We start from the raw sequence: 12,253 nt of genomic DNA, 5'->3' as shown, positions 1-12,253 counted from the left end.
CGGTCCAGTGCAGGCCGGTCGCCCTCTCCACCGGAAAGGGTGACCGGCCTTCTCGTCCCTTACGGAAGGTGTGCCGGATGACCAGTACGGTTCCCGCGTCCATGACCCGCACGGCCGAAGGTGCCGCGCTGGAGGCCGTCCTGCTCGACATGGACGGCACCCTCGTCGACACCGAGGGCTTCTGGTGGGACGCCGAGGTGGAGGTCTTCGCCGAGCTCGGGCACCAGCTCGACGAAGCATGGCGGGACGTGGTCGTCGGCGGGCCGATGACCCGCAGCGCCGGCTACCTCATGGACGTCACCGGTGCGGACATCACCCTCACGGAACTCACCGTGCTGCTCAACGACAGCTTCGAGAGGCGCATCGGACGCGGGGTACCGCTGATGCCCGGCGCGGCCCGGCTGCTGACCGAACTGGCCCGGCACGAGATTCCCACCGCCCTGGTCTCCGCCTCGCACCGCCGGATCATCGACCGGGTGCTGGATTCGGTGGGGCACCACCACTTCGCCCTCTCCATCGCGGGCGACGAGGTCTCCCGCACCAAACCGCACCCGGAGCCCTACCTCACGGCTGCGTTCGGCTTCGGGGCTGACCCCGAGCGCTGCGCGGTCATCGAGGACACCGCGACCGGCGTCGCAGCGGCGGAGGCCGCGGGCTGCCGGGTGGTCGCCGTACCGTCCGTCGCGCCGATCGCCCCCGCGTCGGGCCGAGTGGTCGTACGCTCGCTCGAAGAAGTCGATCTCGCTTTCCTCCGGGGCCTGATCACAGGAAAGCGGTGACCCGCCCGCCCCGGAACTCCGCTCCGAGCTGAGGGGCGCCGACTCCGGCGCGTCCACGACGCCCCCGTGCCCTGCCGGTCCGGCAGAGCAGGCAGGACGCCGCCTCACGCGCGTGATCCCCGGCCGGGCGCCGCTTCCGGTCCGGCCCCCCGCGCTCCGCTCACTGGGCGCCGGGGCGTACCAGGCCGCTCTCGTACGCGTACACGGCCGCCTGCACCCGGTCGCGCAGACCGAGCTTGGTCAGTACGTGTCCGACATGCGTCTTCACCGTCGTCTCACTGACGAACAGGTCCGCAGCGATCTCGGCGTTCGACAGGCCGCGCGCGACCAGCTTCAGCACCTCGACCTCGCGGTCCGTCAGCGTGTGCAGGATGTCGGGCACCGGCTCCTCGCCGGACGGCAGATGGTCCGCGTACTTGTCGAGCAGCCTGCGGGTGACGCTCGGGGCGAGCATCGCCTCGCCCGCCGCGACCACGCGTATGGCCTGCACCAGCTCATGGGCCGGCGCATCCTTCAACAGGAAGCCGCTGGCACCGGCGCGCAGCGCCTCCACCACGTACTCGTCGAGATCGAAGGTGGTCAGCACCAGGACCTTCGCGGGACCGTCCCGGCCGGGACCGGTGATCCGGCGGGTCGCCTCGACGCCGTCCATCCGCGGCATCCGGATGTCCATCAGCACCACATCGGGCTGCAGCGCCCGCACCTGGTCGAGAGCCTGGAGGCCGTCCCCGGCCTCGCCGACCACCGCGATGTCCCCCTCCGCCTCGAGAATCATCCGGAAGCCGGTGCGCAGCAGTGGTTGGTCGTCGACCAGCAGGACGCGGACAGCCACAGGGTCTCCCTTGTCTCCTCAAGGTCCTTCGGGGGCCGCAGGCCGGCCGGCCTCGGCACGGACCGGGTTCATTCTGCCCCGGGCATCCTGCCCCGACTCCGCCGGGCGTACCGGCAGCGGATAGACCGGGGGAGTCCCCCCGAATTCCGGACAGACCGACTGGTGGTCGCACCAGCCGCAGAGCTTCGTCGGCCGGGGGCGCCACTCGCCCGTCTCCGTCGCCAGACGGATCGCGTCCCAGAGCGCCAGCAGCTTCCGCTCGACGCGCTCCAGATCCGCCGCCACCGGGTCGTACGTCATGATGTCGCCGCTGCCGAGGTAGACGAGCTGGAGCCGGCGCGGCACCACACCCTTCAGCCGCCAGATCACCAGGGCGTAGAACTTCATCTGGAAGAGGGCGCCCTCCGAGTACTCCGGTCGCGGTGCCTTGCCGGTCTTGTAGTCGACGATCCGGACCTCGCCCGTCGGCGCCACATCGATCCGGTCGATCACGCCGCGCAGACGCAGACCCGATTCCAGCTCCGTCTCGACGAACAGCTCCCGCTCGGCGGGCTCCAGACGCGTCGGATCCTCCAGCGAGAACCACCGCTCCACCAGGCCCTCCGCCTCCGAGAGCCAGCGGGCCAGCCGCTCGCCCCCGGGATCCTCGGCGAACAGCTCCGACAGCTCCGGCTTCGACTCCAGCAGGCGGTCCCACTGGCCGGGGACCAACGCCGTGGCCCGGCCGGCCGTGCGCTCCGCCGCGGGGTTGTCGAAGAGCCGTTCCAGCACCGCATGCACCAGCGTGCCCCGGGTAGCCGCTTCGCTGGGCTTCTGCGGCAGTTTGTCGATGACCCGGAAGCGGTACAGCAGAGGACACTGCATGAAATCGCTCGCCCGCGACGGCGACAGGGACGAAGGCGGCTGAGCGGGCCGCGGCAGGGAGGTCATGTCGAAGACCCTACGGCCCACCACCGACAACCGGCGGCATACCATCGACCACACATCCTCGAACACCGCATGATCCTGCCGTACGGCACCGACCGAAGGGACCCCGTGGACGAGAGCGGCGACAGCGGGCGGCCGCAGCCCGGCGCAGGGGGAACGGCCCCCGGCCCCGACCAAGGCGAACCGCGACGCCCGAAGGAGCCCGGCGGCGGATTCCTCATGGGCCGCCCCTTCGGCGTGCCCGTGTACGTCGCGCCGAGCTGGTTCCTCGTGGCCGCGCTGATCACCTGGGTCTTCGGCGGTCAGCTCGAACGGGTCCTGCCCGAACTCGGCGCGGTCCGCTATCTGGTCTCGCTCTTCTTCGCGATCGCCTTCTACGCCTCGGTGCTCGTCCACGAACTCGCCCACACGGTCGTCGCCCTGCGCTACAAGCTGCCGGTGCGCCGCATCCAGCTCCAGTTCTTCGGAGGGGTCTCCGAGATCGAGAAGGAGACCGAGACCCCGGGCCGGGAGTTCGTCCTGGCTTTCGTCGGCCCGCTGCTCTCCCTGGTGCTCGCCGGGGTCTTCTACGCGGGCATGAGGTTCGTCGAGCCCGGTACGGTGCCCGGTGTCCTGCTCGCCGGACTGATGATCTCCAACCTCCTGGTGGCCGCGTTCAACCTCCTCCCCGGCCTTCCGCTCGACGGCGGACGCATGCTGCGCGCCGTCGTCTGGAAGATCACCGGCCGGCCGATGAGCGGCACCGTCGCCGCCGCCTGGGTCGGCCGGGCACTCGCCGTCGTCACCCTCATCGGCCTCCCGCTGCTGACCCACACGGGCTTCTTCGGGAACGGGCCCCAGGACCTGAGCGGCGTGGACACCGTCACCGACGCGCTGCTCGCCGCCATCCTCGCCGCCATCATCTGGACCGGTGCGGGCAACAGCCTTCGCATGGCCCGCCTGCGCGAACACCTCCCCGAACTGGGCGCCCGCACCCTCACCAGGCGGGCCGTCCCGGTGGAGGCCGCCACTCCGCTCTCCGAGGCGCTGCGCCGTGCCAACGAAGCGGGTGCCCGTGCTCTCGTCGTCGTCGACGGACAGGGCGAACCCCGGGGCATCGTGCGCGAGACGGCCATCGTCTCCGTCCCCGAACACCGCCGTCCCTGGGTGGCCGTCAGCGGCCTTGCCCAGGACCTCACCGAGGGCATGAGGATCTCCGCCGAACTGACCGGCGAGGCCCTCCTGGACAGGCTCAAGGCCAACCCCGCCACCGAGTACCTCGTCCTGGAGGAGACCGGCGAGATCTACGGTGTGCTGTCCACCGCCGACGTCGAACGGGCATTCGTCGCGGCTCTGGCGAGGCCCGCGGGCTGACCGCCCGGTGCGCGTCCGGGCTCGCGACCGGGGCGCGGGAAATCACCGGTACGCTGGTCACATGTCTGAACCGACCGGTGCCGCCCGCCGACGCGGGCCCTTCAAGGTCGGGGACCAGGTCCAGCTCACCGATCCCAAGGGACGTCACTACACCTTCACGCTCGAAGCCGGAAAGAACTTCCACACCCACAAGGGTTCTTTCCCGCACGACGAGCTGATCGGTGCCCCCGAGGGCAGTGTTGTCCGAACCACGGGAAACGTCGCCTACCTCGCGCTGCGCCCCCTGCTCCCCGACTACGTCCTGTCCATGCCCCGCGGCGCAGCCGTGGTCTACCCCAAGGACGCGGGGCAGATCCTGGCCTTCGCCGACATCTTCCCGGGCGCCCGCGTCGTGGAAGCCGGCGTCGGTTCCGGCTCGCTCTCCACCTTCCTGCTGCGCGCCATCGGCGACCAGGGCATGCTGCACTCCTACGAGCGCCGCGAGGACTTCGCCGAGATCGCCCAGCAGAACGTGGAACGCTACTTCGGCGAACCGCATCCTGCCTGGCAGCTCACCGTCGGCGATCTCCAGGACAACCTCTCGGACACCGACGTCGACCGTGTCATCCTCGACATGCTCGCCCCCTGGGAGTGCCTGGAGGCCGTCTCCAAGGCGCTCGTACCCGGGGGAATCCTCTGCGCGTACGTCGCGACCACCACCCAGCTCGCGCGGACCGTCGAGTCCATCCGCGAGATCGGCTGCTTCGCCGAGCCGCAGCCCTGGGAATCGATGATCCGCAACTGGCACGTCGAGGGCCTGGCGGTCCGCCCGGACCACCGGATGATCGGGCACACCGGCTTCCTCGTCACCGCCCGCCGACTGGCCGACGGTGTGGAACCCCCGCTGCGCCGCCGCCGCCCCGCAAAGGGCGCCTACGGCGAGGACTACGACGGCCCCGGAAGCCAGAGCGGCTCCTCCCGCGGCTGAGCCGTACAACCCACGGGCGCCGCCGCCGAGTTCTCCGAACGACCCGGGAACTCGGCGGCGGCGCGCTTTCGTTACCCGTACGCAGGCGCGTCGTTCCCCACCCCACCGTTCCCCCGTCGTGTGAGGTGTGGCACGATGCTGGCCGCCCCTGCGCCACCGCTGATGTTCCACCGGCGGCACTGCCCACTCGGGCACCCACGAACCACAGGAGACATCCCGCGTGCAGACCTCCGAGCTCCCGGACCTCGCGCACACCGACACCAAGCCTGTGCACTGGCTTGCCACAGCGACGGCCATGGCCGCCGTCGTCGCAGCCGCCGGCATGCTCCAGCCGGACCCCTCGGCCCCCGTCCCGGCCTCGCACCGCACCACCGCACAGCACGGCACCACGCCCGTCGCCGCACCCGATCCGGAGCGGGCGACCTTCCCCCTGGAATGCGGTGGGCTGGAGAACACCGTGGCCAAACAGGCCCCCGGCGATCTCGACGGCGACGGCCGCCCCGAGACCGTCGCGGTGGTCCACTGCGCCGCCGGATCCGGCACCCCGCCCAGCGGCGTCTACGTCCTCACACAAGGAAGCGGGGCCACTCCCAGGGTCGTGGCGACCCTGGTGGACCCCGCTCAGAAGATGAGCGTCGGCGATTTCACGGTGCGTCACGGAATCATCTCCGCCACGCTGCTCGGCTACTCCTCGGCCTCGGTGCCGCGCTGCTGTCCCGACCAGCAGGAAGAGGTCACCTGGCGGTGGCAGGGCGGCGCCTTCGTCCGTGCCACCCGGAACGCCCCCGCGGGCGCCTGACCGGGCGGCCGCGGGGGCGGCCGGTCAGGCACCGTACGTGACCACCGCCCGATCCGCCGGATCAGGCGGCGTCGGGACCGTACACCTCGACACTGTCCGAAACGCGGCGCACGTGGATGCAGTCGCCCGGGCACTCCGTGGCCGAATCGACCACGTCCTGGAGGAGCGGCAGCGGGACCGGTGTCGTCGCGCCCTTGTCCTGCAGCAGCTCGTCGTCGGCGCTCTTCACATAGGCCAGGCCGTCGATGTCCAGCTCGAACACCTCGGGTGCGTACTGGACGCAGATACCGTCTCCCGTGCAGAGGTCCTGGTCGATCCAGACCTCCAGATCCTGCGCGTCGCCATCGGTGGGCGCGTCCTGCTGCACGGTCATTTCTCCTGCCGTTCCCTGTGTATCCGAACCAAAAGTCGCCAGCCCTGACGGGTGTTGAACGGTTCGACGATACAACCGGCCGCTTTCCGATGTTGAAGGGTGGGTATTGCCCTGTCACGAGGGGGAACGCAAGGGTGAAGATCGGACACGCCCCGCAGTCTTTGTGATCTAGGGGTTTCAATCTTCACCCACCCAGGTAGGGTCAGGAAGCGTCCAGCTCCCCTTGGAGGAGGTGAGGACCGTGGCAGCCCACGACGACGACATCAACCGCGGCATCCGGCCCGGACGGGGGTCCGAAGACCCAGCCGGCCAGGTCGCCTATCTCGAGCAGGAAATCGCCGTCCTGCGACGTAAGCTCGCCGACTCTCCGCGCCACACGAGGATTCTCGAAGAGCGGATCGTCGAGTTGCAGACCAACCTGGCGGGCGTGTCCGCACAGAATGAGCGGCTCGCCAACACACTCCGCGAAGCCCGCGACCAGATCGTGGCGCTCAAGGAAGAAGTCGACCGGCTCGCACAGCCGCCGGCCGGTTTCGGTGTGTTCCTGCAGGCCAATGAGGACGGGACCTGCGACATCTTCACCGGGGGCCGGAAACTCCGGGTGAATGTCAGTCCCAGTGTCGAGCTCGACGACCTCCGGCGCGGCCAGGAAGTCATGCTCAACGAAGCGCTCAACGTGGTCGACGCCATGGAATTCGAGCGGGCCGGGGACATCGTCACCCTCAAGGAGATCCTCGAGGACGGCGAGCGGGCCCTGGTCATCGGGCACACCGACGAGGAGCGGGTGGTGCGGCTCGCCGAGCCGCTGCTGGACACCACCGTCCGCCCCGGCGACGCCCTGCTGCTCGAACCCAGGTCCGGCTACGTCTACGAAGTGGTCCCCAAGAGCGAGGTCGAGGAGCTCGTCCTCGAAGAGGTACCGGACATCGACTACGACAGGATCGGCGGTCTGGGCGACCAGATCGAGCTGATCCGGGACGCGGTCGAACTCCCCTATCTCCACCCCGACCTCTTCAAGGAACACGAACTGCGGCCGCCGAAGGGCATCCTGCTCTACGGGCCGCCCGGTTGCGGCAAGACGCTGATCGCCAAGGCCGTGGCCAACTCCCTTGCCAAGAAGGTCGCCGAAGTCACCGGCCAGCCCGCGGGGAAGAGCTATTTCCTCAACATCAAGGGCCCGGAACTCCTCAACAAGTACGTCGGCGAGACCGAACGGCACATCCGTCTGGTCTTCCAGCGTGCTCGCGAGAAGGCGGGCGAGGGCACTCCCGTGATCGTCTTCTTCGACGAGATGGAGTCCCTCTTCCGCACCCGGGGATCGGGCGTCAGCTCGGACGTGGAGAACACCATCGTCCCCCAGCTGCTCGCCGAGATCGACGGTGTCGAGGGCCTGGAGAACGTCATCGTCATCGGCGCCTCCAACCGCGAGGACATGATCGACCCCGCGATCCTGCGACCCGGCCGCCTGGACGTGAAGATCAAGATCGAGCGCCCCGACGCAGAGGCCGCGAAGGACATCTTCGCGAAGTACCTCACGCCTTCGCTGCCCCTGCACGCGGACGACATCGCGGAGCACACCGGCTCCAAGGAAGCCGCTGCGCACGCCATGATCCAGTCGGTCGTCGAGCGGATGTACACCGAATCCGAGGAGAACCGCTTCCTCGAGGTCACATACGCCAACGGCGACAAGGAAGTCCTTTACTTCAAGGACTTCAATTCCGGTGCGATGATCCAGAACATCGTCGACCGGGCCAAGAAGATGGCCATCAAGGCCTTCCTCGAACAGGGCCAGAAGGGCCTTCGCGTCTCCCATCTCCTCCAGGCATGTGTGGATGAGTTCAAGGAGAACGAGGACCTGCCCAACACCACGAATCCGGATGACTGGGCCCGGATCTCCGGCAAGAAGGGCGAACGGATCGTCTTCATCCGTACACTCGTCACCGGAAAGCAGGGCGCGGACACCGGCCGGTCCATCGACACGGTCGCGAATACCGGGCAGTACCTGTAGAACGCGGACCGGCTGCGGATGCCCGGCCGGGCATCCGCAGCCGGTTGTTTTCCGGACAGCCCACGCGACACTGCAGGAATGACGTAATTGATCTCCCGACCAGCGCAGAGTCGCTCTAGGCTCGTGCGTACCGCCCGGTCGCACAGTGCGGGACGGGCACCGCACACGCATCGGACAAGCCGCGGTACGTGAACGCCGCCCCCGCGAGGGAGCGACGCCGGGCAAGGAGGGCCGCATGACCGTACGGCGAGTAATGGGCATCGAGACGGAGTACGGGATCTCCGTCCCCGGCCACCCCAACGCCAATGCCATGCTCACCTCGTCCCAGATCGTCAACGCCTACGCAGCGGCGATGCACCGGGCGCGCCGCGCCCGCTGGGACTTCGAGGAGGAGAACCCGTTGCGGGACGCGCGAGGTTTCGACCTCGCGCGCGAGACCGCGGACTCCAGCCAGCTCACCGACGAGGACATCGGCCTCGCCAATGTCATCCTCACCAACGGGGCCCGCCTCTACGTCGACCATGCGCACCCCGAATACAGCTCCCCGGAAGTCACCAATCCGCGGGACGCCGTCCTCTGGGACAAGGCGGGCGAACGCGTCATGGCAGAAGCGGCCGAACGCGCGGCCCAGCTGCCCGGCGCCCAGCCGATCCACCTCTACAAGAACAACACCGACAACAAGGGCGCCTCGTACGGCACGCACGAGAACTACCTGATGAAGCGGGAAACCCCCTTCTCCGACATCGTGCGTCATCTGACCCCCTTCTTCGTCTCCCGCCAGGTGGTCACCGGAGCGGGGCGGGTGGGAATCGGCCAGGACGGCCACGAGCACGGCTTCCAGATCAGCCAGCGGGCCGATTACTTCGAGGTCGAGGTCGGGCTGGAGACCACCCTCAAGCGGCCCATCATCAACACCCGCGACGAACCCCACTCCGACGCGGAGAAGTACCGCCGGCTGCATGTGATCATCGGTGACGCGAACCTCTCGGAGATCTCCACCTACCTCAAGCTCGGCACCACCGCACTGGTCCTCTCCATGATCGAGGACGGCTTCATCAACGTCGATCTCGCGGTCGACCAGCCGGTGCGCACGCTGCACCAGGTCTCCCACGACCCGACGCTGAAGCATCTGGTCACGCTGCGCAGCGGCCGTACGCTCACCGCGGTGCAGCTCCAGATGGAGTACTTCGAGCTGGGCCGCAAGTACGTCGAGGAACGGTACGGGGCGGACGCCGACGAGCAGACCAAGGACGTGCTCATCCGCTGGGAGGACACACTCAACCGGCTGGAGAACGATCCGATGAGCCTCTCCGGGGAGCTCGACTGGATCGCCAAGCGGGAGCTCATGGAGGGCTACCGGCGCCGGGACGGTCTGGACTGGGACGCTCCGCGTCTCCACCTCGTGGATCTGCAGTACGCCGACGTGCGGGCGGAGAAGGGTCTCTACAACCGTCTGGCGGCCCGCGGGAAGATGCAGCGCCTGCTGGACGACGCCCGGGTCGAGGAGGCCCGTAAGAACCCTCCGGAGGACACCAGGGCCTATTTCCGGGGCCGCTGCCTGGAGCAGTACGCGGACGACGTGGCCGCGGCCTCCTGGGATTCGGTCATCTTCGACCTGCCCGGCCATGACTCTCTGCAACGGGTGCCCACCCTGGAACCGCTGCGCGGGACCCGCAGCCACGTGAAGGACCTCCTGGACCGGTGCCGCACGGCGGAAGAGCTCGTCCAGGTGCTGTCGGGCGGCTGAAACGCCGCCGATCGGGGAAACATCGAGATGACCCCCGGACGTTGAGACAACTACCGGGCCAATGTCGGACCCCGTGGGTAGGGTCTGATCAAGTGCTTCGAACCGAGCGGGGTGAGCTGTATGGCGACCAAGGACACCGACGGCGGACAGCAGAGGGCGACGCGCTCCACCGAGGAGGTCGAGGAGCAGGAGCAGGACGCTCAGGCGTCCGGGGACCTCAAGGAGCGCCAGGAGAAGCTGAGCGACGATGTCGACTCGGTTCTGGACGAGATCGACGACGTCCTCGAGGAGAACGCGGAGGACTTCGTGCGTTCCTTCGTCCAAAAGGGCGGACAGTAGTTTCACGGGCGGAACGCGGGGGGCGGGGTGCGCGGTGCGGGCCGGTTCGGCCCGTACCGCGCGGCTCCGGGCGGTACCACAGGCCGTGCAGCGGCTGCCTCCCCGCAGTTCATGTGGATCATGGTCACGGGACGGGTAGGGTCCGTGGCAGCAACGCATCGACTGCAATTCGGCCATCGGCACGTCGGGAGACGATCCTGACACCCAGCGCAGGGCCGTCGCATACCTGGAGGGAAACGCGTGGAAGCCAACACTCGTAGTACCGGGCGTCTACCAGCTGCCTTCCTGACGCCGGGATCTTCTTCGTTCATGGATTTCCTGTCCGGCCATTCCCCCGAGATGCTCCCGGGCAACCGGAAGCTGCCGCCCGTGCAGGGGGCCTTCGAGGCGCCGCACGGGACGACCATCGTCGCGGTGACGTTCCCCGGCGGTGTGGTCCTGGCCGGTGACCGGCGGGCGACCATGGGCAACATGATCGCGCAGCGTGACGTCCAGAAGGTCTTCCCGGCCGACGAGTACTCGGCGGTGGGTATCGCGGGCACGGCCGGAATCGCCGTGGAGATGGTCAAGCTCTTCCAGCTGGAGCTGGAGCACTTCGAGAAGGTGGAGGGAGCCCAGCTCTCCCTGGAGGGCAAGGCGAACCGGCTCTCCACGATGATCCGCGGCAATCTGGCGATGGCCATGCAGGGGCTCGCCGTCGTGCCGCTCTTCGCCGGCTTCGACATCGACCGTGGGAAGGGCCGGATCTTCTCGTACGACGTCACCGGCGGCCGGTCCGAGGAATACGGATATGCGACCACCGGCTCCGGATCGGTCTTCGCCCGCGGCTCGATGAAGAAGCTCTATCGCGAGGATCTGACGGAGGAGCAGGCGCTTACCCTGGTCGTGCAGGCGTTGTACGACGCCGCCGACGACGACTCGGCGACCGGCGGTCCCGACATGGCCCGGCGGATCTACCCGATCGTCACCGTCATCACCGACGAGGGCTTCCGGAAGCTCACCGACGCGGAATCCTCCGAGATCGCCCGCTCGATTCTGGACCGTCGGATGGAGCAGCCCGACGGTCCGCGCGCCGCTCTGCTCTGACCTCCGTTCCCCCTTGCTTCTCCGATGCTCTCGTCACTGACAGAAAGGGACGGATAACCGGTGTCGACGCCGTTCTATGTCTCACCCCAGCAGGCCATGGCCGACCGCGCGGAGTACGCCCGGAAGGGCATCGCCCGCGGTCGCAGCCTTGTCGTGCTGCAGTACGCCGACGGCATCGTGTTCGTCGGCGAGAACCCGTCCCGTGCGCTGCACAAGTTCAGCGAGATCTACGACCGGATCGGTTTCGCCGCCGCCGGCAAGTACAACGAGTACGAGAACCTCCGTATCGGCGGTGTGCGCTACGCGGATCTGCGTGGATACACCTACGACCGCGGCGACGTGACGGCACGTGGGCTGGCCAACGTCTACGCGCAGACGCTGGGCACCATCTTCTCCAGTGCGGCCGAGAAGCCGTACGAGGTGGAGCTGGTGGTCGCCGAGGTGGGCACCGAGCCCGAGGGTGACCAGATCTACCGGCTGCCGCACGACGGATCGATCGTCGACGAGCACGGCTCGGTCGCGGTCGGCGGGAACGCCGAGCAGATCAGCACCTTCCTGGACCAGCGCCACCGCGACGGCATGACGCTCGCCGAGGCACTCAAGCTGGCGGTCCAGGCGCTCTCCCGCGACCCGAACGGCAGCGAGCGGGAAATCCCCGCGGAGCGGCTCGAGGTCGCGGTCCTGGACCGTACGAGGCCGCAGCAGCGGAAGTTCAAGCGAATCGTCGGCAGGCAGTTGGCGCGGCTGCTGGAGGCGGACGGCGGCTCCGCGCCGACGGACGCCCCCTCCGACGTCGAGGACGAGGAGGGGACCGCGTCCTCGGCGGGTACGACCGAAGGCACCGAGCCCACCGAATCCGGCGGGGACGTGGAGTCCTCCGAGAAGTAGTGCCGCAACAGGCAACGTTTGCCCCGTCGCGACGCCCGGCACGCACTCTCGCCGCACCGGACGAAAGTCCAAGTACGTCCAGTACGAGGACTTCCGGCCGGCACGCCGAGAGCACGCACCGGACGCCGCTCCTTGACGGGCAAACGTTCCCTGCC

At 68.6% G+C, this 12,253-nt stretch carries 12 protein-coding genes and 1 pseudogene; 10 read left to right on the top strand and 3 right to left on the bottom strand.

Annotated features, from left to right (window positions below; genetic code table 11):
• Window positions 1-77 precede the first annotated feature (77 nt).
• On the top strand, window positions 78-779 hold the full coding sequence (locus tag AB0L71_RS03250) for an HAD family phosphatase (RefSeq protein ID WP_365237227.1): 702 nt from the start codon (window positions 78-80) through the stop codon (window positions 777-779).
• A 160-nt stretch (window positions 780-939) separates the two neighbouring features.
• On the opposite strand, the gene AB0L71_RS03245 is transcribed toward AB0L71_RS03250, so the two are convergent.
• Together AB0L71_RS03245 and AB0L71_RS03240 are read right to left on the bottom strand one after the other, a co-directional pair.
• Window positions 940-1,611 carry a response regulator transcription factor gene (locus tag AB0L71_RS03245; RefSeq protein WP_365237225.1) on the bottom strand — a complete coding sequence of 224 codons (672 nt, stop codon included), beginning with the start codon at window positions 1,609-1,611 and terminating at the stop codon, window positions 940-942.
• A gap of 18 nt (window positions 1,612-1,629) precedes the next feature.
• Window positions 1,630-2,475: a PD-(D/E)XK nuclease family protein gene (locus tag AB0L71_RS03240; RefSeq protein ID WP_365237474.1), complete on the bottom strand. Its 846-nt coding sequence runs from the start codon at window positions 2,473-2,475 to the stop codon at window positions 1,630-1,632.
• 171 nt (window positions 2,476-2,646) lie between these two features.
• Here AB0L71_RS03240 and AB0L71_RS03235 point away from each other — a divergent pair, with 171 nt between their 5' ends.
• From AB0L71_RS03235 to AB0L71_RS03225, 3 genes are all read left to right on the top strand, one after another.
• Entirely contained in the window at window positions 2,647-3,891 is a 1,245-nt protein-coding gene (locus AB0L71_RS03235; protein ID WP_365237472.1) for a site-2 protease family protein, read from the top strand.
• 61 nt (window positions 3,892-3,952) lie between these two features.
• Window positions 3,953-4,858, top strand: a complete 906-nt coding sequence (locus tag AB0L71_RS03230; protein ID WP_072484399.1) for a tRNA (adenine-N1)-methyltransferase — start codon at window positions 3,953-3,955, stop codon at window positions 4,856-4,858.
• Between the two features lie 220 nt (window positions 4,859-5,078).
• Window positions 5,079-5,657: a hypothetical protein gene (locus AB0L71_RS03225; RefSeq protein ID WP_365237223.1), complete on the top strand. Its 579-nt coding sequence runs from the start codon at window positions 5,079-5,081 to the stop codon at window positions 5,655-5,657.
• A 61-nt stretch (window positions 5,658-5,718) separates the two neighbouring features.
• On the opposite strand, the gene AB0L71_RS03220 is transcribed toward AB0L71_RS03225, so the two are convergent.
• Window positions 5,719-6,030, bottom strand: a complete 312-nt coding sequence (locus AB0L71_RS03220) for a ferredoxin (protein WP_365237221.1) — start codon at window positions 6,028-6,030, stop codon at window positions 5,719-5,721.
• Window positions 6,031-6,271: 241 nt separating this feature from the next.
• Between AB0L71_RS03220 and arc the strand changes: the two genes are divergently transcribed.
• The 6 genes and pseudogenes from arc (at window position 6,272) to prcA (ending at window position 12,098) form a co-directional block, all read left to right on the top strand.
• Window positions 6,272-8,038, top strand: a complete 1,767-nt coding sequence (gene arc / locus AB0L71_RS03215; RefSeq protein ID WP_365237219.1) for a proteasome ATPase — start codon at window positions 6,272-6,274, stop codon at window positions 8,036-8,038.
• Window positions 8,039-8,273: 235 nt separating this feature from the next.
• On the top strand, window positions 8,274-9,785 hold the full coding sequence (dop, locus tag AB0L71_RS03210; RefSeq protein ID WP_365237217.1) for a depupylase/deamidase Dop: 1,512 nt from the start codon (window positions 8,274-8,276) through the stop codon (window positions 9,783-9,785).
• A 120-nt stretch (window positions 9,786-9,905) separates the two neighbouring features.
• Window positions 9,906-10,124, top strand: coding sequence for a ubiquitin-like protein Pup (locus tag AB0L71_RS03205; protein ID WP_365237215.1), 219 nt, complete (start codon window positions 9,906-9,908; stop codon window positions 10,122-10,124).
• 95 nt (window positions 10,125-10,219) lie between these two features.
• A pseudogene (locus AB0L71_RS03200) lies at window positions 10,220-10,413 on the top strand (endonuclease domain-containing protein); the annotation flags it as partial.
• Complete coding sequence (gene prcB / locus AB0L71_RS03195; RefSeq protein ID WP_365237213.1) at window positions 10,365-11,210, top strand: proteasome subunit beta; 846 nt, start codon at window positions 10,365-10,367, stop codon at window positions 11,208-11,210. The pseudogene AB0L71_RS03200 and the gene prcB, both read left to right, overlap by 49 nt.
• A 60-nt stretch (window positions 11,211-11,270) precedes the next feature.
• On the top strand, window positions 11,271-12,098 hold the full coding sequence (gene prcA / locus AB0L71_RS03190; protein ID WP_365237211.1) for a proteasome subunit alpha: 828 nt from the start codon (window positions 11,271-11,273) through the stop codon (window positions 12,096-12,098).
• The last annotated feature ends 155 nt before the right edge of the window (window positions 12,099-12,253 follow it).

Source organism: Streptomyces sp. NPDC052052 (assembly GCF_040680455.1).
Taxonomy (GTDB): domain Bacteria; phylum Actinomycetota; class Actinomycetes; order Streptomycetales; family Streptomycetaceae; genus Streptomyces.
Note: the sequence above shows the minus strand (reverse complement) of the source record. Positions and strands in the feature narration are given on the sequence as shown.

Bases quoted from the DNA above. Each gene is read 5' to 3' on its own strand.
- AB0L71_RS03250 (WP_365237227.1), top strand. From the start codon at position 78: ATGACCAGTACGGTTCCCGCGTCCATGACCCGCACGGCCGAAGGTGCC.
- AB0L71_RS03220 (WP_365237221.1), bottom strand. From the start codon at position 6,030: ATGACCGTGCAGCAGGACGCGCCCACCGATGGCGACGCGCAGGATCTG.
- dop (WP_365237217.1), top strand. From the start codon at position 8,274: ATGACCGTACGGCGAGTAATGGGCATCGAGACGGAGTACGGGATCTCC.
- AB0L71_RS03230 (WP_072484399.1), top strand. From the start codon at position 3,953: ATGTCTGAACCGACCGGTGCCGCCCGCCGACGCGGGCCCTTCAAGGTC.
- AB0L71_RS03240 (WP_365237474.1), bottom strand. From the start codon at position 2,475: ATGCAGTGTCCTCTGCTGTACCGCTTCCGGGTCATCGACAAACTGCCG.
- AB0L71_RS03205 (WP_365237215.1), top strand. From the start codon at position 9,906: ATGGCGACCAAGGACACCGACGGCGGACAGCAGAGGGCGACGCGCTCC.